The organism is Pseudomonas sp. BS3782 TE3695 (genome assembly GCF_050435305.1).
In the GTDB taxonomy this organism is placed as follows: Bacteria; Pseudomonadota; Gammaproteobacteria; order Pseudomonadales; family Pseudomonadaceae; genus Aquipseudomonas.
In genome coordinates this window covers 4,869,736-4,887,076 of record NZ_JBNDKB010000001.1, presented here as the reverse complement: position 1 = coordinate 4,887,076, position 17,341 = coordinate 4,869,736, and the positions used below count along the sequence as shown (strand labels likewise).

24 protein-coding genes are annotated in these 17,341 nt (G+C 60.0%); 13 read left to right on the top strand and 11 right to left on the bottom strand.

Going from position 1 to position 17,341, the window contains the following annotated elements:
• Positions 1–17: 17 nt before the first annotated feature.
• From ABH909_RS22030 to cysG, 4 genes are read left to right on the top strand one after another with little or no spacing between them, the layout of a single operon-like run.
• Positions 18–1,343 carry a replication-associated recombination protein A gene (locus tag ABH909_RS22030; RefSeq protein ID WP_429440058.1) on the top strand — a complete coding sequence of 442 codons (1,326 nt, stop codon included), beginning with the start codon at positions 18–20 and terminating at the stop codon, positions 1,341–1,343.
• Positions 1,340–1,714: a fluoride efflux transporter CrcB gene (gene crcB, locus ABH909_RS22025; protein ID WP_429437082.1), complete on the top strand. Its 375-nt coding sequence runs from the start codon at positions 1,340–1,342 to the stop codon at positions 1,712–1,714. Before ABH909_RS22030 ends, crcB begins: the two co-directional genes overlap by 4 nt.
• Before the next feature lie 15 nt (positions 1,715–1,729).
• Positions 1,730–3,010 (top strand): serine--tRNA ligase, encoded by a 1,281-nt coding sequence (gene serS, locus ABH909_RS22020; protein ID WP_429437079.1) that lies wholly within the window; start codon positions 1,730–1,732, stop codon positions 3,008–3,010.
• Positions 3,011–4,405: a siroheme synthase CysG gene (cysG, locus tag ABH909_RS22015; protein WP_123493798.1), complete on the top strand. Its 1,395-nt coding sequence runs from the start codon at positions 3,011–3,013 to the stop codon at positions 4,403–4,405.
• A gap of 139 nt (positions 4,406–4,544) precedes the next feature.
• On the opposite strand, the gene ABH909_RS22010 is transcribed toward cysG, so the two are convergent.
• The 9 genes from ABH909_RS22010 to ABH909_RS21970 all read right to left on the bottom strand — a co-directional run bounded on the left by ABH909_RS22010 (position 4,545) and on the right by ABH909_RS21970 (position 9,564).
• Positions 4,545–5,549, bottom strand: coding sequence for a glutathione S-transferase family protein (locus ABH909_RS22010; protein WP_429437076.1), 1,005 nt, complete (start codon positions 5,547–5,549; stop codon positions 4,545–4,547).
• Between the two features lie 90 nt (positions 5,550–5,639).
• Complete coding sequence (locus ABH909_RS22005) at positions 5,640–6,641, bottom strand: glycosyl transferase family protein (protein WP_429437075.1); 1,002 nt, start codon at positions 6,639–6,641, stop codon at positions 5,640–5,642.
• Positions 6,638–6,973: a TusE/DsrC/DsvC family sulfur relay protein gene (locus ABH909_RS22000; RefSeq protein ID WP_429437072.1), complete on the bottom strand. Its 336-nt coding sequence runs from the start codon at positions 6,971–6,973 to the stop codon at positions 6,638–6,640. The genes ABH909_RS22005 and ABH909_RS22000 overlap by 4 nt, the downstream gene beginning before the upstream one ends.
• On the bottom strand, positions 6,970–7,263 hold the full coding sequence (gene tusB, locus ABH909_RS21995) for a sulfurtransferase complex subunit TusB (protein WP_429437069.1): 294 nt from the start codon (positions 7,261–7,263) through the stop codon (positions 6,970–6,972). Before tusB ends, ABH909_RS22000 begins: the two co-directional genes overlap by 4 nt.
• Positions 7,263–7,625 (bottom strand): sulfurtransferase complex subunit TusC, encoded by a 363-nt coding sequence (gene tusC, locus ABH909_RS21990; protein ID WP_429437066.1) that lies wholly within the window; start codon positions 7,623–7,625, stop codon positions 7,263–7,265. Before tusC ends, tusB begins: the two co-directional genes overlap by 1 nt.
• A 2-nt stretch (positions 7,626–7,627) precedes the next feature.
• On the bottom strand, positions 7,628–8,020 hold the full coding sequence (gene tusD / locus ABH909_RS21985) for a sulfurtransferase complex subunit TusD (protein ID WP_429437064.1): 393 nt from the start codon (positions 8,018–8,020) through the stop codon (positions 7,628–7,630).
• A 224-nt stretch (positions 8,021–8,244) separates the two neighbouring features.
• Positions 8,245–8,949 (bottom strand): YoaK family protein, encoded by a 705-nt coding sequence (locus ABH909_RS21980; RefSeq protein WP_429437061.1) that lies wholly within the window; start codon positions 8,947–8,949, stop codon positions 8,245–8,247.
• Between the two features lie 28 nt (positions 8,950–8,977).
• Complete coding sequence (locus ABH909_RS21975) at positions 8,978–9,307, bottom strand: DUF6388 family protein (RefSeq protein WP_429437058.1); 330 nt, start codon at positions 9,305–9,307, stop codon at positions 8,978–8,980.
• A gap of 2 nt (positions 9,308–9,309) precedes the next feature.
• Positions 9,310–9,564 carry a hypothetical protein gene (locus ABH909_RS21970; protein ID WP_008008546.1) on the bottom strand — a complete coding sequence of 85 codons (255 nt, stop codon included), beginning with the start codon at positions 9,562–9,564 and terminating at the stop codon, positions 9,310–9,312.
• On the opposite strand from ABH909_RS21970, the gene ABH909_RS21965 reads away from it, so the two are divergent.
• Together ABH909_RS21965 and ABH909_RS21960 are read left to right on the top strand one after the other, a co-directional pair.
• Positions 9,563–9,796, top strand: a complete 234-nt coding sequence (locus ABH909_RS21965; protein ID WP_429437055.1) for a hypothetical protein — start codon at positions 9,563–9,565, stop codon at positions 9,794–9,796. The two genes, ABH909_RS21970 and ABH909_RS21965, sit on opposite strands and share 2 nt — an antisense overlap.
• Positions 9,729–10,079 carry a hypothetical protein gene (locus ABH909_RS21960; protein ID WP_123493811.1) on the top strand — a complete coding sequence of 117 codons (351 nt, stop codon included), beginning with the start codon at positions 9,729–9,731 and terminating at the stop codon, positions 10,077–10,079. The genes ABH909_RS21965 and ABH909_RS21960 overlap by 68 nt, the downstream gene beginning before the upstream one ends.
• Before the next feature lie 109 nt (positions 10,080–10,188).
• Here ABH909_RS21960 and ABH909_RS21955 read toward each other — a convergent pair whose 3' ends face one another.
• Positions 10,189–10,617 carry a GNAT family N-acetyltransferase gene (locus ABH909_RS21955; RefSeq protein ID WP_429437053.1) on the bottom strand — a complete coding sequence of 143 codons (429 nt, stop codon included), beginning with the start codon at positions 10,615–10,617 and terminating at the stop codon, positions 10,189–10,191.
• A 146-nt stretch (positions 10,618–10,763) separates the two neighbouring features.
• Here ABH909_RS21955 and ABH909_RS21950 point away from each other — a divergent pair, with 146 nt between their 5' ends.
• The 4 genes from ABH909_RS21950 to ABH909_RS21935 all read left to right on the top strand — a co-directional run bounded on the left by ABH909_RS21950 (position 10,764) and on the right by ABH909_RS21935 (position 12,949).
• Positions 10,764–11,201, top strand: coding sequence for a hemerythrin domain-containing protein (locus ABH909_RS21950; RefSeq protein WP_429437050.1), 438 nt, complete (start codon positions 10,764–10,766; stop codon positions 11,199–11,201).
• 158 nt (positions 11,202–11,359) lie between these two features.
• Positions 11,360–11,860, top strand: a complete 501-nt coding sequence (locus ABH909_RS21945) for a hypothetical protein (RefSeq protein ID WP_429437048.1) — start codon at positions 11,360–11,362, stop codon at positions 11,858–11,860.
• 12 nt (positions 11,861–11,872) lie between these two features.
• On the top strand, positions 11,873–12,115 hold the full coding sequence (locus tag ABH909_RS21940; protein WP_123493819.1) for a hypothetical protein: 243 nt from the start codon (positions 11,873–11,875) through the stop codon (positions 12,113–12,115).
• Between the two features lie 240 nt (positions 12,116–12,355).
• A complete protein-coding gene (locus ABH909_RS21935) occupies positions 12,356–12,949 on the top strand; it encodes an NUDIX domain-containing protein (protein ID WP_429437045.1) in 594 nt (197 codons plus the stop codon).
• A gap of 55 nt (positions 12,950–13,004) precedes the next feature.
• Here ABH909_RS21935 and ABH909_RS21930 read toward each other — a convergent pair whose 3' ends face one another.
• The gene (locus ABH909_RS21930; RefSeq protein WP_429437043.1) at positions 13,005–13,523 is read right to left on the bottom strand and encodes a methylated-DNA--[protein]-cysteine S-methyltransferase; all 519 of its coding nucleotides are present in this window, start codon (positions 13,521–13,523) and stop codon (positions 13,005–13,007) included.
• Between the two features lie 150 nt (positions 13,524–13,673).
• On the opposite strand from ABH909_RS21930, the gene ggt reads away from it, so the two are divergent.
• The 3 genes from ggt (at position 13,674) to ABH909_RS21915 (ending at position 17,295) form a co-directional block, all read left to right on the top strand.
• A complete protein-coding gene (gene ggt / locus ABH909_RS21925) occupies positions 13,674–15,401 on the top strand; it encodes a gamma-glutamyltransferase (protein ID WP_429437040.1) in 1,728 nt (575 codons plus the stop codon).
• A gap of 229 nt (positions 15,402–15,630) precedes the next feature.
• Positions 15,631–16,164 carry a cysteine hydrolase family protein gene (locus tag ABH909_RS21920; protein ID WP_429437038.1) on the top strand — a complete coding sequence of 178 codons (534 nt, stop codon included), beginning with the start codon at positions 15,631–15,633 and terminating at the stop codon, positions 16,162–16,164.
• 108 nt (positions 16,165–16,272) lie between these two features.
• Complete coding sequence (locus ABH909_RS21915; protein WP_429437035.1) at positions 16,273–17,295, top strand: helix-turn-helix transcriptional regulator; 1,023 nt, start codon at positions 16,273–16,275, stop codon at positions 17,293–17,295.
• Positions 17,296–17,341 lie beyond the last annotated feature (46 nt).

The window sequence follows — 17,341 nt, the reverse complement described above, 5'->3', positions numbered from 1 at the left end:
GGTTTCAACCGCACGTGATGGACCTGTTTCGCAGCGCCCCCATTGCTCAACCCTTGGCCGCACGCCTGCGTGCGACCAATCTGGACGAGTACGTCGGTCAGGAACACCTACTCGCTCGCGGCAAGCCATTGCGCGAAGCGCTGGAGCAGGGTGCCCTGCATTCGATGATTTTCTGGGGGCCGCCGGGGGTGGGTAAAACCACATTGGCGCGGTTGCTCGCGGAAGTCTCCGATGCGCACTTCGAAACGGTTTCGGCGGTGCTGGCGGGCGTGAAGGAAATCCGCCAGGCGGTGGAAGTCGCCAAGCAGCAGGCCGGGCAATACGGTAAACGCACCATCCTGTTTGTCGACGAAGTGCATCGCTTCAACAAGTCCCAGCAGGATGCGTTCCTGCCGTACGTTGAAGACGGCACGCTGATTTTCATCGGCGCGACCACCGAAAACCCCTCATTCGAACTCAATAACGCGCTCCTGTCCCGGGCGCGCGTCTATGTGCTCAAAAGCCTCGACGAAGCGGCCCTGCGCAAGCTGGTGCATCGCGCGCTGACCGAAGAGCGTGGGCTGGGCAAGCGGCAACTGACCCTCAGCGATGAAGGTTTCCAGATGCTGTTATCCGCCGCCGATGGCGATGGCCGACGTCTGCTCAATCTGCTGGAAAATGCCTCGGACCTGGCCGAAGACAACAGCGAAATCGGCGTCGACCTGCTGCAAAGTCTGCTCGGTGACACCCGTCGGCGCTTCGACAAGGGTGGCGAAGCTTTCTATGACCAGATATCCGCGCTACATAAATCAGTGCGCGGCTCCAATCCCGATGGCGCGCTGTATTGGTTCGCGCGGATGATCGACGGCGGTTGCGACCCGCTGTACCTGGCCCGGCGCGTGGTGCGCATGGCCAGCGAAGACATCGGCAACGCCGACCCTCGCGCCCTGAGCCTGTGCCTGGCGGCGTGGGAAGTGCAGGAGCGCCTTGGCAGCCCCGAAGGTGAGTTGGCAGTGGCCCAGGCCATCACGTATCTGGCCTGCGCGCCGAAAAGCAATGCGGTGTACATGGGCTTCAAAGCCGCGATGCGCAGCGCCACCGAACACGGTTCCCTCGAAGTGCCACTGCACCTGCGCAATGCGCCGACCAAGTTGATGAAGCAATTGGGTTATGGCGACGAATACCGTTACGCCCACGATGAACCGGATGCCTACGCCGCTGGCGAAGACTACTTCCCGGACGAGCTCGAACCGCAACGGTTTTATCAACCAGTGCCCCGCGGCCTGGAGCTGAAGATCGGCGAAAAGCTGAACCACCTGGCGCAGCTTGATCGTCTGAGCCCCCGACAGCGGAGAAAAAAGTGATTCCATTGATCGTTGCCGTTTCTGTCGGCGGTGTCGCCGGTACGCTGTTGCGCTTTGCCACCGGTAACTGGATCAACGCGAATTGGCCGCGGCACTTCTATACCGCGACGCTGGCCGTTAATATCGTGGGCTGTCTGCTGATCGGCATTTTGTACGGCCTGTTTTTGATACGCCCGGAGGTACCGTTTGCGGTGCGCGCCGGGTTGATGGTCGGCTTCCTTGGGGGGCTGACGACTTTTTCATCCTTTTCACTGGATACGGTGCGCCTGCTGGAAACCGGGCAAGTGCCGCTGGCCCTGGGCTATGCGGTCATCAGCGTATTCGGCGGGCTGCTCGCCACCTGGGCTGGCCTGTCCCTGACCAAACTTTGATAACGAGAAACCGACATGCTCGATTCCAAACTGTTACGTAGCAACCTTCAGGACGTAGCGGACCGCCTGGCATCCCGTGGCTTTGCCCTGGATGTTGCGCGCATCGAAGCGCTGGAAGAACAGCGCAAGACCGTCCAGACCCGCACCGAAGCTCTGCAGGCTGAACGTAACGCGCGCTCCAAGTCCATCGGTCAGGCCAAGCAGCGCGGCGAAGATATCGCGCCATTGATGGCGGACGTCGAGCGCATGGCGGGTGAGTTGAGCGCCGGTAAACTCGAGCTGGACGCGATCCAGACCGACCTGGATTCGATCCTGCTGGGCATCCCGAACCTGCCGCACGAATCGGTGCCGGTCGGCGATGATGAAGAAGGCAACGTAGAAGTGCGCCGCTGGGGCACGCCTAAAGCCTTCGATTTCCCGGTTCAGGACCACGTAGCCCTGGGCGAGAAATTCGGCTGGCTGGACTTCGAAACCGCCGCCAAGCTGTCCGGCGCCCGTTTCGCCCTGTTGCGCGGCCCGATCGCCCGTCTGCACCGTGCACTGGCACAGTTCATGATCAACCTGCACATCAATGAACACGGTTACGAAGAGGCTTACACCCCGTACCTGGTGCAAGCGCCTGCGTTGCAGGGCACCGGTCAGCTGCCGAAGTTTGAAGAAGACCTGTTCAAGATCAGCCGCGATGGCGAAGCCGATCTGTACCTGATCCCGACCGCTGAAGTGTCGCTGACCAACATCGTCGCTGGCGAGATCGTCGATTCGAAACTGCTGCCGATCAAGTTCGTGGCCCACACGCCGTGCTTCCGCAGCGAGGCCGGTGCATCGGGTCGCGATACTCGCGGCATGATCCGTCAGCACCAGTTCGACAAGGTCGAGATGGTCCAGATCGTCGAGCCATCGACCTCGATGCAAGCGCTGGAAAGCCTGACCGCCAACGCCGAGAAGGTCCTGCAACTGCTGGAACTGCCGTATCGCACCCTGGCGCTGTGCACGGGTGACATGGGCTTCAGCGCGGTCAAGACCTACGACCTGGAAGTGTGGATTCCAAGCCAGGACAAATATCGCGAAATTTCCTCATGCTCCAACTGCGGCGATTTCCAGGCCCGCCGCATGCAAGCACGCTTCCGCAACCCGGAAACCGGCAAGCCTGAGCTGGTTCACACCCTGAACGGTTCCGGGCTGGCGGTCGGCCGTACCCTGGTGGCGGTGCTCGAGAACTACCAGCAGGCCGACGGTTCGATCCGTGTACCTGAAGTGCTCAAGCCGTACATGGGTGGCCTTGAGGTTATCGGCTAAATGGACTATCTGCCGCTGTTTCATAACCTTCGCGGCAGTCGTGTATTGGTCGTCGGCGGAGGGGAGATTGCCTTGCGCAAATCCCGCCTGCTGGCCGAAGCCGGTGCGCTGCTGCGGGTGGTTGCACCGCAAATCGAACCGCAACTGCGCGAGCTAGTGGTCGGCAGCGGTGGCGAGTGCCTGGTGCGTGGTTACGCCGAAACGGATCTGGACGGTTGCGGGCTGATCATCGCCGCCACCGACGACGAACCGCTGAACGCGCAAGTTTCCGCTGATGCTCATCGGCGTTGCGTGCCGGTCAACGTGGTGGATGCGCCGGCCCTGTGCAGCGTGATCTTCCCGGCGATCGTCGACCGTTCTCCATTGATCATTGCGGTGTCCAGTGGCGGCGATGCGCCGGTGCTGGCGCGGTTGATTCGCGCCAAGCTGGAAACCTGGATTCCTTCTACCTACGGGCAACTGGCCGGTCTGGCGGCGCGTTTCCGCACTCAGGTCAAAGGCCTGTTTCCGGATGTGCAACAGCGCCGGGCGTTCTGGGAGGATGTCTTCCAGGGCCCGATTGCCGACCGGCAACTGGCCGGGCAGGGCGCCGAGGCCGAGCGCTTGATGCTGGCGAAAATCAATGGCGAAGCACCTGTCGCTACCGGCGAGGTTTATCTGGTGGGCGCCGGGCCGGGTGACCCCGACCTGTTGACCTTCCGCGCCTTGCGTCTGATGCAGCAAGCCGATGTGGTGCTGTATGACCGTCTGGTGGCGCCGGCGATTCTGGATTTGTGCCGTCGCGATGCCGAGCGGGTCTACGTCGGCAAGCGCCGCGCCGATCACGCCGTGCCTCAGGAACAGATCAACCAGCATCTGGTGGATCTGGCCAAGGCCGGCAAACGCGTGGTGCGCTTGAAGGGCGGCGATCCGTTCATTTTCGGGCGCGGTGGCGAAGAGATCGAGGAACTGGCGGCCCATGGCATTCCGTTCCAGGTGGTGCCGGGCATTACCGCGGCCAGTGGTTGCGCGGCCTATGCCGGGATTCCGCTGACTCACCGCGATTACGCGCAGTCGGTGCGGTTTGTCACCGGGCACTTGAAGGACGGTTCCACCGATTTGCCGTGGGCCGATCTGGTCGCACCGGCGCAAACCCTGGTGTTTTACATGGGGTTGGTGGGGTTGCCGATCATCTGCGAGCAGTTGATCAAGCACGGTCGCGCGGCCGATACCCCGGCGGCGTTGATCCAGCAGGGCACCACGGTCAATCAGCGGGTGTTTACCGGCACCCTGGCCGACCTTCCACGGCTGGTGGCGGAGCATGAAGTGCATGCACCGACCCTGGTGATCGTCGGGGAAGTGGTGCAATTGCGCGAGAAACTGGCGTGGTTTGAAGGGGCTCAGGCGCAGGTCTGAACACCGAGTTGTTCCCTTCGCGAGCAAGCCCGCTCCCACATTAGATCGTGTTCAGCCACAGATTCATGGCCAGACACAGATCAAATGTGGGAGCGGGCTTGCTCGCGAAGGGGCCCTCAAAACCACCCCCATGCTCGGATCAAACCTCAGCCTTACGCCAAACCCCTTTCCCCTTCAACCGCGCCCGATCATGAGCCGCAGTGAAATCCTGCGCCGGCCCTTTAGGCACGATCCCGGTCGGATTAATGGTTTTGTGGCTACCGTAATAGTGATTCTTGATGTGCTCAAAACTCACCGTCTCGGCTATCCCCGGCCACTGATAAATCTCCCGTAGCCAGTTCGACAGATTCGGATAATCGGCAATCCGTCGCAGGTTGCACTTGAAGTGCCCGAAGTACACCGCATCGAAACGAATCATCGTAGTGAACAGCCGAATATCCGCTTCCGTCAGGTATTCGCCCGTCAGGTACCGATTCGCGCCCAGCAATTGCTCCAGCCGATCCAGCTCAGCAAACAATTCATCGAACGCTTCTTCATAAGCCTGCTGCGAAGTGGCAAACCCGGCGCGATACACGCCGTTGTTCACTGCCGGATAAATCCGCTCGTTCAGCGCATCGATCTCGGCCCGCAATGGCACCGGGTAGAAATCCAGGTCGTTGCCGGTCAAATCATCGAACGCGCTGTTGAACATGCGGATGATTTCCGCCGATTCATTATTGACGATGCGATTTGTCTGCTTGTCCCAGAGCACCGGGACCGTGACACGGCCGGTGTAGTCGGCGGTATCGGTGGTGTAGCGCTGGTGCAGAAATTTCAGATCGCCAAGCTTGTCGCCAGTCGAGCCATGAGCCTTGTCGAAGGTCCAGCCGTTTTCCAGCATCAGAAAGCTCACCACCGACACATCGATCAGGTTTTCCAGGCCTTTGAGCTTACGCAGGATCAACGTGCGATGAGCCCACGGGCAGGCGAGGGAGACGTAGAGATGATAGCGACCGGCCTCGGCGGCAAAACCACCGATGCCGGTGGGGCCTGGCTTGCCGTCGGCGGTCAGCCAGTTGCGACGTTGTGCCTGTTCACGCTGGAACGTGCCGTCCTTGCTTTCATACCACTGATCTTGCCAGCGGCCTTCGACTAACAAACCCATGTGCAAAACTCCTCAACCGATAAGCGTTGGAGAGGAGTCTATGCGCATAGGTTCGAACAAAAAGCGCAAAGGTTAGGCAGTTATGATCGGTTAAATCGATCGATCCCTTGCATCCCAATACTGCTGGGCGGTTTCGAACGCTAGCTCGCGGGGCTGACCGAGGCCGCGCAATGCCAGGGCCATGGTCGAGATCAACGCCATTTGCGGGTAGCTGTCGACCACGTCGCCACGCCACACCGCTTTCAAATGCTCGGGATCGAGGCTGGCCGGTTTGACGTGGCGCTGGGTCGACAGCTGTGGCCATTCTTCATCCCAGCTTTCGCCGCCGGTGGTGCCATACAGGTGACTGTCGGCATCCGGGTTGATCTCGATTTCGCCGCCATCACCCTTGATCACGATGGCGGTATCGCCGAGCAAACCGCTGGCCTCGCGATGCACGGCCTGATAGCCGGGATGGAAAATGCTTTGCAGACCGCAGCGAGCGCCCAGCGGGTTGAGAATTCGCGCCAGGGAATGGATCGGCGAGCGCAGGCCCAAGGTGTTGCGCAGGTCGATCATTCGCTGAAGTTGCGGCGCCCAGTCCACCAATGGCATGAACGCCAGCCCGCCCTGATCGAGCGCCGCGCCGACCTGCCGCCAGTTGCGGCATAGTGGAATGTTCAGCGTCTCGAGCAGTTGTTCGCTGTACAGTCGCCCGGCCGTGTGCGCGCCACCGCCATGCATGAAAATGCGCACGCCGTTCTGCGCCAGGCACTTGGCCGCCAGCAGGTACCACGGCAGGTGACGCTTCTTGCCGGCATACGTCGGCCAGTCCAGATCAACCGCCAGCGCTGGCGGATTCAGGCGTTCACGCACGGCTTCGGTGAACCCGGCCATTTCCTCGGCGCTTTCTTCCTTGTGCCGCAACAGCATCAGGAAGGCGCCGAGCTGGGTGTCCTCGACCTTGTCGTCGAGCAACAGGCCCATGGCTTCACGGGCTTCTTCGCGAGTCAGGTTACGAGCGCCACGTTTGCCCTTGCCAAGCATCCGCACGAACTGGGCGAACGGGTGCTCGGCGGGCGTTTCGAGGGTCAGTGCTGGATAGTCGGTCATAAGCAATTCGTCGGTTTGGGCAGGCCCGCCAGTTTCGCGGCGAGTTTGGCAGGGGTGCCTTTGAACAGTCGGTTCAGGTGCAGGCTGTTGCCCTTGTCGGGACCGAGTTTCAATGCGGTGTACTTGATCAGCGGGCGGGTCGCGGGGGACAGCTGGAATTCGTCGTAGAAGCTGCGCAGCAGTTCGAGAATTTCCCAGTGTTCCGGGCTCAACTCGATGTCTTCGGCGGCGGCGAGGGCGGCGGCCACCTCGACAGACCAGTCGCTCAGTTCGACCAGGAAACCGTCCTTGTCCAGTTCAACGGCGCGGGCGCCGACCGTCAGGGATTTCATAGCCAACTGTTGACCTTGTCGTAGTGAATCGACAATTCGACGAAGGCCGGGTAGTCGATGGACTTGGCCCAGTCCGGGACTTGCAGCGCCCGTGCCTGAGCATCTTCGGCCAGTACGAATAACTTCAGGCCGCGGGCGTGCAGCGCGCTGAATGGCACGGTGCCTGGCTGCAAGGCATAAGCCGCATCGCCACTCAGCAAAAGCGCATCGTTGGCGCCGATCACGCGCAGGCAACTGCTCAGGCGGTCATCGCCGAAAGGGGAATGAGACAACACATGCAAAGTCGACATCAGAGGGTGATCACCTGGTCGTAACGATCAATAAGGGCAGTGATTTCCTGGGCGTCCAGCACCCGGGCTTCTTCAAGCGACAGGTTTTCGGGGTCCAGACCACGGGTCGCGGCGCTTTCACCGCACACGAACAGGTCTTCGACGCCAAACATCGGCAAGGCTTGCAGGTTGGCGCTCAGGTCTTTCTGTTGCAGGGCCTTGGCGTTCTGTTCATTGGCGAGCTGGAACACGCCGTCATCGAGAAACAGCAGGCCGATCGGCAGATCGAAGGCGCCGCCGGCCAGCACGATGTCCAGCGCTTCCCGTGCGTTCGGCCCGGACCACGGCGCCTGACGGCTGATCATCAGCAAGGATTTGGCCATTTTCACGCGCCTCCGAAACAGATCAAGCGGTCAGCGTCCTGCACCGCGTCATGCAACTGGCCGAGGCCGGACAATTCCCACGGCGCACCCACCGCTACTGCTTCACGCTGATAGCGCTGGGCTTCTTCCTCGTTCAACACCCCGCGGCGCAGAGCGGCGGCGATGCAGACCACGCCATCGAGTTGATGCTCAATAACAAAGTTGCGCCATTGCATGGGCAAATCCTGCTCGTCCTGAGGCGTGACCACGCTGGCGGACGCGTTATAGACGCCATCCTGATAGAAAAACAGCCGGACAATCTCATGCCCGTCGGCCAGCGCGGCCTGGGCGAACAGCAAGGCGCGGCGCGAGGAGGGCGCATGGGCGGCGGAAAACAGCGCAATGGCGAATTTCATGATGAGCTCGATCAGCAAAACTGCGGCCATGATAAAGCTTTATCGGCGGGGCGGCGAAGGGCGTTTACTTGAAGACCGAGTCGCTGCCTTCGCGAGCAAGCCCGCTCCCACACTGGATTTATGTCGAACACAAAACAGTGGTCCGCCGCAGATCCAGTGTGGGAGCGGGCTTGCTCGCGAAGACGGACTTCCCGGCAACATAAATTCAGGATTTGATCACCTGCTCAGCGCGGCATGTAACCCAACTGCCAACGCCGCGGTATTTTCAACGACAGCAATCCCAGCGCCCCGGCCAGCAGCCCGCTGACAAACAGCGCCCTGAGCCCAAGATGATGTTCCAGCACCGCGCCAAGCACCGCACCAACAAACATCCCGGCCCACGGGATCAGCTGCACTCGCCAGCCATTGCGCCTCTCGCCCAGCATCCACCGTCCCAGCCCGCGACCAAATCGCGACAGCGCGCCGGTGACATAGGTCAGCCCGACCGGCAGGCCGTTCACTTCTTCCACGGCGGCATTGAGCATGCCCATGGCAATGATCGTCGCCAGCAGCGCCGGCAATTGCAGGTCATAGGGCCAGGCCGCAGCGCCGCACAGCAATGTGGCGATGCACAGCATCAATGGCAGCGCCCGTCGGCCACCGAACCGGCTGACGACAATGCCCAAGGCGTTGCCAGCGACGAACGTGGCCACGAGGATGACCAGGCGCAGCGTCAGCCCAAAGTCGCCATCGCTGATCGCCACGGCCAGGCGGGTGGTGTTACCACTCATGAAGGACACGAAGTCGCCGCTCGCCATGAAACCGATGGCATCGGTCATGCCGGCGAGCACCGACAAACCGGCGACCAGCGACAGGCCGATGCGTCCGCGCCATTTATGGGTATGCAGATGCCCCGGCGTGGCCCGGGTGCCTGACGGAGAAGGCAACATTGAAGAGGACTTCCTTGAGCAGCGATGATTATTTGGTTAGCCCATATAACTCGCAATACTCCAGCCAGTCCATGCCGGCCATCTCCGCGACTTCCTTGTGCACCTCCAGGCGTTGGGCCAGGTAGTCCTCAGGCGTGGCAGCAGTCAGTTGCAGCGTCAGCTCCCAGGCAAACAAGCCCAGGCGCTCGGCCTCGGCTTCGAACGCTTCATGCAAACGCTCGTCGCGGTACTGCGCCACTGTCTCGCCCTTGGCCTGGGCCAACAGTGGATTCAGGTTGTCCAGTTCGACACGCAGCTCAGGGCGTTGATCGAGAAACTTTTTCAGCGCCTGCTCGTGTTGCTGTTCGGTTGCCGCCATGGTCACTCCTTGGAAGACTGCTTTTTGCTCGCCTTGGCAGCCGCGGCCAGACACTCCAGGGCAAATTGCTCGGGGTAAGTCATCTGGATCGGCGTGGTTTCGCCTTTGACGGTTCTTTCGCCATCGAGAATGTAGCGAATCCGCTTGTCGGTGACGCCAATTCGCTTGGCGATCCAGGAAGGCGTCTGACCGATCTGGCTGATCAATTTGTCGGCGTATTCAGCAGTCGGTTTGTAGTATTCGGCGTTGGGTGTCATGACCTTTCCAGAAAAAAAGCGCCCGAAAAAAATGGGCGATGCGGCGTTAATGGCGCGACAGGGTGCGCGAATCGTTGCGCGGTGTCGCGGTATAAATGAAGTAAAGCAGAACGATGCGCTGCGCTGCGGTGATACAGTCCGCTTTTTCCTGATGAGCGAACGCAATGCGAATTCTGATGATGGCGCTGGCCGCAACCTTGCTGGCGGGCTGCGCCGGATCGGCGATGAATGACGCCCGCACCAAAACCCCGTACAAAACCCTGACCTCGGACAAACCGGAAAAAATTGTTGCCCAGTGCGTGCAGTTTGCCTGGCAGGACGAAGCGGTATTCGGCGTTGATGCGGGTGCGTATTTGCAGCCGGGCAAGAAGGGCGGCTCGACGGTCTACACCCGTTCGGCCGAGTCCTTCGTGGACGTGAGCACCGACGCCTCGGGTACAGCGTTGAGCTATTACGCACAGCATGACGATTTTGTCGCCAAGCGCCGATTGGCGGCGTTGGCGACCTGCTTGTAAGCAAGATCAAAAGATCGCAGCCTGCGGCAGCCCCTACAGGGTGAACGCAATCCCATGTAGGAGCTGCCGAAGGCTGCGATCTTTTGGGTCCCCCCCCGAAAATCGAAGGTTACAAATCCACCAAACGCTTCTGAAAAAAGAAGCGCTTATGGCCCGGCGGATAATCGGCAATGTGCCCCAACTCGCTGTAGCCATGCTTCTTGTAAAACTCCGGCGCCTGGAAGTCGAAGGTGTCCAGCCAGATCCCGATACATTCCTTTTCCCGCGCCAGCTCTTCGGCCATCTGCATCAGCTTCGAGCCCATCCCTTGTCCCCGGGCCAGCTCCGGCACTGACAACAACTCAATGAAAAACCACTGGTAAAACACTCGGCCGTAAAGCCCGCCGAGAATCTCGTCGCGGTCATTGCGTACCAGCAACGCAATCTGCTCCGACACCGTGGCCCCGGCCTTTGAGGCGTTATAGGCACGCAGCGGTGTGAGGATCGCGTCGCGTTCTTCCTGAGTGGCATTTTTCGACAGTTCGATTCGCAGGGTCATAGGCTACACATCCTTATGGCATGAACACGGAGCCTATCCCGGTTGGGGCGATTGTTCTATCCCCTGTAACCGAAGGAACCGCCGCAGTCCCGGGAATGTCTAGCCTGAACAACGTCATTGCTGAACGCAGCCATTGAGGACAGCCCGTGAACATTTTTGAAGCCTTGCGCGAAAGCCACGACCGTCAGCGCCGCTATGCCGATGCGCTGATTCAAACCCAGGGCGACACCCCGGAACGGGTCGAGGCTTACAAACGGCTAAAATCCGAGCTTCAGGCCCACGAAACCGCTGAAGAACGCCATTTCTACATGCCGCTGATGGCGTTCGACAACGGCGTGGATCTTAGCCGCCACGCCATCTCCGAACACCACGAAATGGACGAGATGATGGAAGCGCTGGATGCGACCGAAATGTCCAGTCCATCCTGGTTGGCGACGGCGAAAAAGCTCTCGGAAAAGGTCCATCACCACTTGAAAGAGGAGGAGCAGAAGTTCTTCCAGATGGCCGGCAAGTTGCTCGACGAGCAACAGAAAGAAACCCTGGCCGGTCAATATGAGAAAGAATACAAGGCGCAACTTTCCTGAGGGTGAAAGCGCCGCAATGCGGTTCACTCAAGAGAGTCTTGAGTCAGTAAGAACTTGTGGCGAGGGAGCCAACACACCTTGCCGGCAAGGTGAAATGATTTGAATCCAATGCGCTCCTTGTAGAGAATCGCCATCTTTGCCTCGAAAGGATGCGCGCGATGAAGTTCGAAGGGACTTTCCAATACATGGGCACTCACGGGATCGTCTTCAACGTCTCGCAGATCACCCTCACCGACAGCGAGCGCGGACGCCTGCGCGAGCTGTATTTTGGCGAGGCGAAAAGCGCCCACTATGAGGTCAACAGCAAGGTCGTCGAGGTGTACGACAAGATGCAGGCCAAGAGCCTGCCGTGCGTGATGATGATCGGCATCTCCAAGCCGCTGACCCGGCAACAGGGCGATGTCCTCAATGGCCAACGCACCAAGATCGCCAACCTGGCCGCCTCCGCCTTCGGTGGCGCTGCCGGTACTGTGGGCGGTTTAGCCGGACCTGCAGGCAGTGTCGCCGCAGGTACTGTTGTAACGGCGGGTGTGCGCTCGTACGTCAATGACGCTCTGCCCACCTACCATGCTGGCGACGTAATCGTCAGCATCCAGGCGCAGGTCAATGGTGGGATTGGCCCACAGCGCTCTTCCGAATCCCTGATCATCAAGACCTGAGTGGGGCTGCACATGTCCGAAATTACCCAGACGGTCATCGTTGTGGTGCTGGCCTTTCTACTTGATCGGTTTCTTAAGCCGTACCCGCTGCGCAAGTGGCTAGGGGTGACGCTGGTGGTGGCAGGCGCAATCGGCTGCGTTGCAGTGAGCCAGACCCAGTTGCTGGGCTTTGACTTGGGATTGATGTCGGTCCTTGCCGTGCCGGTGGGCGCGGGGCTGTTCGTGACCAGGCGGCGGTTCGAGCAGATTGGCTGAAGGTCAGGAAGGTGTGTTGACCGGACGGATACCTTGCTCCCGCTTGAGTGCGTAGCGCTCACAAAAATCGCAATGGTTGTCAGATTTTTGGGGCCGCTACGCAGCCCAGCGGGAGCAAGCTCCCTCGCCACAGGTTTCTCTGACTCAAGATTCTCTTGGGAGCGCCATTACGGCAGTCGCCGGGCTTTTCTGTTTTCGCCTAACATGGACGCTTTCTGACGAACATAAGGATGGATTGTCATGTCGAACACAGCCGAGCGGGTCAACATCATCGAGTCCCAGGTGCTGTCCCACGACTGGTATCTGCTGAAGAAAATCACTTTCGATTACTTGCGCAACAACGGCGACTGGCAGCGTCAGACTCGCGAAGTCTACGACCGGGGCAATGGCGCGGCGATTTTGCTGTTCAACCGTGAGAAGAAAACCGTCGTACTGACCCGCCAGTTCAGGCTGCCGGTGTTCGTCAACGGCCACGATGGTTTGTTGATTGAAGTGGCAGCGGGGCTGCTGGAAGGCGTTGCGCCTGAAGAGCGCATTCGTGCTGAGGCCGAGGAGGAAACCGGCTATCGCGTCCACCATGTGCAGAAGGTTTTCGAGGCCTATATGAGCCCCGGCTCGGTGACTGAAAAGCTGCATTTCTTCATGGCCGAGTACGACGCCTCTTCCAAAGTCGGTGATGGCGGCGGGCTGGAGGAAGAAACCGAAGAACTGGAAGTACTGGAGTGGAAGTTCGACGACGCGCTGGCGGCGTTCCATCGCGGGGAGATCTGCGATGCCAAGACCATCATGCTGCTTCAGTATGCGGCGATGAAGGATGTCTTCGGCGCGCTTTGATCCGGCTCCAAGGTTCACGGCTCTGCGGTTTTACAAGAGCGGTTCGCCTGGTCCGTTAGATGAACAAATCATCTGTTCTGCCAGCCTCGCGGCACTCGTACCCTTCGAGTGTCAGCAACCGCTCTTTCGCCTCAAGCCCACCGGCAAACCCCGTCAGTTTCCCCGACGCACCAATCACCCGATGGCAAGGCGCGACAATCGAAATCGGGTTCTTGCCATTCGCCGCACCCACCGCCCGAACCGCGCTGGGATTGCCGATCTGCCGGGCAATCTCGCCGTAGCTGCGTGTTTCGCCAAACGGAATCGTCAGTAGCGCCTGCCATACCTTCTGCTGAAATTCGGTCCCGGCAAAATCCAGCTCCAGTTCGAAACGATTACGCGTGCCGGCGAAGTATTCCTGCAACTGCTGTGCGGTGCGCACCAGGATCGGGTTGTCCGCTGCTTCAGTCATCGGCCCCAGCCTGACCCGACCCGGTTTGTCGTTTTCCCAGAGAATGGCTGCCAGTCGAGCGCCTTTCGCGACCAGTTTCAATTCGCCGACCGGAGACGCCAAGGTGGTGAAGGTATAGGGCATGCCGGCGGACTCCGTAAATGCTGAACAGGGGGACCCAGCATACTGCCTCGTCGGGGAGGCGCAATACGCGATCGCGACCATACTTGCCTGTGCTTTTGAACCGTTCCCTCTGTTTTGGTACAGAGCCTTAAAACAAAAAGAGACCGACTCATGAAGTTCGAACCTTTTGTCAAAACGCTCATGGCGACCGGATTGGCGCTGAGTTGCCTGACGGCCCACGCGGCCTCCGTCGCCCCGGTCGCGGCCGAAAACGGCATGGTCGTCACCGCCCAACATCTGGCCAGCCATGTCGGCGTCGATGTGCTCAAGAATGGCGGCAATGCCGTCGACGCCGCCGTTGCGGTGGGTTATGCGCTGGCGGTGGTGTACCCCGCGGCGGGTAACCTGGGCGGCGGCGGTTTCATGACGATTCAATTGGCGGACGGGCGCAAGACCTTCCTCGACTTCCGTGAAAAAGCCCCGCTGGCCGCGACCCCCGACATGTACCTCGATAAAGAAGGCAACGTCATCCCGGAGCTGAGCACCCGCGGCCATCTTGCCGTTGGCGTGCCGGGCACCGTCTCGGGCATGGAATTGGCCCTGAAGAAATACGGTACCAAACCCCGCAAGGAAGTGATCGCCCCCGCGATCAAGCTTGCTGAAGACGGTTTTGTGCTGGAGCAGGGCGATATCGACTTGCTGGAGTACGCCACGGACGTCTTCAAGAAAGACATGCGCGACTCGGGCTCGATTTTCCTGAGCAATGGCGAGCCGATGCAGGTGGGCCAGAAACTCGTACAAAAAGACTTGAGCAAAACCCTGCGGGAAATTTCCGAGAAGGGCGCCGACGGTTTCTATAAAGGCTGGGTGGCCGACGCGATCGTCACCTCCAGTCAGGCCAACAAGGGCATCATCACCCAGGCCGACCTCGACAAATACCAGACCCGCGAACTGGCGCCGATCGAGTGCGATTATCGTGGCTATCACGTGGTCTCGGCACCACCGCCAAGCTCCGGTGGCGTGGTGATCTGCGAGATCATGAACATCCTCGATGGCTACCCGATGAAAGAGCTGGGCTTCCGCTCGGCGCAGGCGATGCATTACCAGATCGAAGCGATGCGCCACGCGTATGTGGACCGCAACAGCTACCTGGGCGACCCGGACTTCGTGAAAAATCCGATCGCTCATCTGCTGGATAAAAACTACGCGACTAAAATCCGTGAAGTCATCGATCCGCAAAAGGCCGGCGTGTCCCGCGAGATCAAACCCGGCGTAGCGCCCCACGAAGGCAGCAACACCACCCATTACTCGATCGTCGACAAATGGGGCAATGCGGTGTCGGTGACCTACACCCTCAACGACTGGTTCGGTGCCGGCGTGATGGCGAGCAAAACCGGGGTCATCCTCAACGATGAAATGGACGACTTCACCTCGAAAATCGGCGTGCCGAACATGTACGGTCTGGTGCAGGGCGAAGCAAACGCCATCGCCCCCGGCAAGGCGCCGCTGTCGTCCATGAGCCCGACCATCGTCACCAAGGACGGCAAAGTCGTCATGGTCGTCGGCACCCCCGGTGGCAGCCGCATCATCACCGCCACCCTGCTGACTATCCTCAACGTGATCGACTACGGCATGAACATTCAGGAAGCGGTGGATGCGCCGCGTTTCCACCAGCAATGGCTGCCGGAAGAAACCAACCTGGAAAATTTCGCCACCAGCCCGGACACCAAGAAAATGCTCGAAAGTTGGGGACACAAATTTGCCGGGCCGCAGGACCCCAACCATATCGCAGCTATTCTGGTAGGTGCGCCTTCGCTGGAAGGCAAGCCCGTGGGCAAGAACCGTTTCTATGGAGCGAACGATCCACGGCGTAATACCGGGTTGTCACTCGGTTACTGAAGCAGGCGATCAGCGGCCACCTGAACTCCCGGGTGGCCCCGATCCCCGTAGGAGCTGCCGAAGGCTGCGATCTTTTGCCTTTGATGTCTGCGAAAGCAAGATCAAAAGATCGCAGCCTTCGGCAGCTCCTACGGGGGCTCGAACGTAGCCTCGCAAACTCGACAGTTGCTACAGGTTAAAAAGGGAGTTGAATTCCATTGTTCTACCGACCTATCTAAGGAAGGAAGCCATGAGCACCGCACTCCTGATCATCGACGTCCAACGCGCGCTGTGCACCGGCGATGATGAATGCTTCGACATCCAGCGCGTCATCGGCACTATCAACGAGCTGAGCACCAGAGCCCGAACCGCCAACATCCCGGTCATCCTGATCCAGCACGAAGAAGAGGGCGACCTGCTGCAATACGGTGGCGAAGGCTGGCAACTGGCCGAGGGTCTGAAGACTTCACCCCAAGACCTGCGCGTGCGCAAAACCACCCCGGATTCGTTCTACCAGACCCACTTGCATGAACAGCTGCAAGAGCTGGACGCCGACCGCCTGATCATCTGCGGCCTGCAAACCGACTACTGCATCAACGCCACCGTTCGCCAGGCGCATCAATTGGGCTACGACGTCGTGCTGGTGGCCGACGCCCATTCCACGATCGATAACGGCACGATGAGCGCCGAAGACATCATCGCCGAACACAACAAGGATCTGGCGCACCTGACCGGCTCCGTGGCGCGGATCGACGTGATGCCGGCCAGTGAAATCAAAGTCTGAACAGCGTCAACACTACGGCGGGGGAGCTTGCGTGCTTGGGGCTGGACGCATTCGCTGCGCCTGTGGCATGGTCAAAAAAATACACCATGCAGCGAACAGGATCAGAACATGGGGGAGGGTGATGAGGTCGGCGCCAAGACATCAATGGCAACGCTGCAAGCGTTCAACCTTTGCATCTTGCACCTGGGGCGTCTTGCCCGTGATCGCGGTGCCTCCCGCTTCATCACCGACGGTCTGCAGGCGTTCAGCCAACTGGTGCCTTTCGCTTCGGCCTGGTGGGGCGAGATGTCTGCGCCGGGCGTCGATGTTTCGACCAGAAACTGGATGCACGGGCGGATCAATCTACCCGAGTCGTTTACCGCCGAGTGGCACACCTGTGCGCGCAATGACAAATTCTCCGATGACACCATAAGTCGGCCCGGTGAGGTCGTGCGCGACAGCGGCTTCACCGACCCCAATGAAGACGTGAATGTGTTCGCTCGGCGCCACGATCTCTATTACCTGATGTGCATCACCTTCGAATTACCCGAAAGCGGTTTGATGTTCTTCGTCTGCCTCTACCGAGGCAGGGATGCCTGGACGTTCAACGACAACGAGGCCGATCTGTTTTCGGCCTTCTGCGACCACCTTTTGCAGCTGTGGCGGTTCCAGGTGCAGGACATGATCCGCTTCGACACGGGCAGCGGCGCGTCGGACTTTGGCGTCGCGCGCATGGACGGCAGCTTGCTGTACGTGGGAGCAACGCTGTGTGCAGCCATTGAACGTGAGCTGCCCGGCTGGAACGGTTCAATGCTTCCCGCGCAGGTGATCGCGCAACTGCCAAAGGCACCCTGCGTCATGCGCCTGGGCCGCTGCGCCCTGACACTGAGCCCTAACGCCGAGCACGTTATCCTGTCGCTCGAAGCCCAATCGCGCGGGGCAATGCTGGCGCCACGTGAGCGAACGGCAGCGATGCTGTTCGCCGCCGGCCATTCCTACAAGGAAATTGCCAAAATCCTCGAGTTGAGCCCTGCGACAGTCCGCACCTATCTGCGCAACTGCTACCTGCAACTGGGGGTGAAGAGCAAGGTGGAACTGGGGTCGGTGCTGCGTTCAGCGACCTCGCTTGCGGATGCGATGCGTCCCTTGTAGGAGCGCAATGCTGTTCACTTAAGAACGTCTTGAGTCAGTGAGAAAC

What these genes read in the sequence shown, in the direction of transcription:
- ABH909_RS22030 (WP_429440058.1), top strand. Translation starts at nt 18, where the DNA reads ATGGACCTGTTTCGCAGCGCCCCCATTGCTCAACCCTTGGCCGCACGC.
- serS (WP_429437079.1), top strand. Translation starts at nt 1,730, where the DNA reads ATGCTCGATTCCAAACTGTTACGTAGCAACCTTCAGGACGTAGCGGAC.
- cysG (WP_123493798.1), top strand. Translation starts at nt 3,011, where the DNA reads ATGGACTATCTGCCGCTGTTTCATAACCTTCGCGGCAGTCGTGTATTG.
- ABH909_RS22010 (WP_429437076.1), bottom strand. Translation starts at nt 5,549, where the DNA reads ATGGGTTTGTTAGTCGAAGGCCGCTGGCAAGATCAGTGGTATGAAAGC.
- ABH909_RS22005 (WP_429437075.1), bottom strand. Translation starts at nt 6,641, where the DNA reads ATGACCGACTATCCAGCACTGACCCTCGAAACGCCCGCCGAGCACCCG.
- ABH909_RS22000 (WP_429437072.1), bottom strand. Translation starts at nt 6,973, where the DNA reads ATGAAATCCCTGACGGTCGGCGCCCGCGCCGTTGAACTGGACAAGGAC.
- tusB (WP_429437069.1), bottom strand. Translation starts at nt 7,263, where the DNA reads ATGTCGACTTTGCATGTGTTGTCTCATTCCCCTTTCGGCGATGACCGC.
- tusC (WP_429437066.1), bottom strand. Translation starts at nt 7,625, where the DNA reads ATGGCCAAATCCTTGCTGATGATCAGCCGTCAGGCGCCGTGGTCCGGG.
- tusD (WP_429437064.1), bottom strand. Translation starts at nt 8,020, where the DNA reads ATGAAATTCGCCATTGCGCTGTTTTCCGCCGCCCATGCGCCCTCCTCG.
- ABH909_RS21980 (WP_429437061.1), bottom strand. Translation starts at nt 8,949, where the DNA reads ATGTTGCCTTCTCCGTCAGGCACCCGGGCCACGCCGGGGCATCTGCAT.
- ABH909_RS21975 (WP_429437058.1), bottom strand. Translation starts at nt 9,307, where the DNA reads ATGGCGGCAACCGAACAGCAACACGAGCAGGCGCTGAAAAAGTTTCTC.
- ABH909_RS21965 (WP_429437055.1), top strand. Translation starts at nt 9,563, where the DNA reads ATGACCTTTCCAGAAAAAAAGCGCCCGAAAAAAATGGGCGATGCGGCG.
- ABH909_RS21970 (WP_008008546.1), bottom strand. Translation starts at nt 9,564, where the DNA reads ATGACACCCAACGCCGAATACTACAAACCGACTGCTGAATACGCCGAC.
- ABH909_RS21960 (WP_123493811.1), top strand. Translation starts at nt 9,729, where the DNA reads ATGCGAATTCTGATGATGGCGCTGGCCGCAACCTTGCTGGCGGGCTGC.
- ABH909_RS21955 (WP_429437053.1), bottom strand. Translation starts at nt 10,617, where the DNA reads ATGACCCTGCGAATCGAACTGTCGAAAAATGCCACTCAGGAAGAACGC.
- ABH909_RS21945 (WP_429437048.1), top strand. Translation starts at nt 11,360, where the DNA reads ATGAAGTTCGAAGGGACTTTCCAATACATGGGCACTCACGGGATCGTC.
- ABH909_RS21940 (WP_123493819.1), top strand. Translation starts at nt 11,873, where the DNA reads ATGTCCGAAATTACCCAGACGGTCATCGTTGTGGTGCTGGCCTTTCTA.
- ABH909_RS21935 (WP_429437045.1), top strand. Translation starts at nt 12,356, where the DNA reads ATGTCGAACACAGCCGAGCGGGTCAACATCATCGAGTCCCAGGTGCTG.
- ABH909_RS21930 (WP_429437043.1), bottom strand. Translation starts at nt 13,523, where the DNA reads ATGCCCTATACCTTCACCACCTTGGCGTCTCCGGTCGGCGAATTGAAA.
- ggt (WP_429437040.1), top strand. Translation starts at nt 13,674, where the DNA reads ATGAAGTTCGAACCTTTTGTCAAAACGCTCATGGCGACCGGATTGGCG.
- ABH909_RS21920 (WP_429437038.1), top strand. Translation starts at nt 15,631, where the DNA reads ATGAGCACCGCACTCCTGATCATCGACGTCCAACGCGCGCTGTGCACC.
- ABH909_RS21915 (WP_429437035.1), top strand. Translation starts at nt 16,273, where the DNA reads ATGGGGGAGGGTGATGAGGTCGGCGCCAAGACATCAATGGCAACGCTG.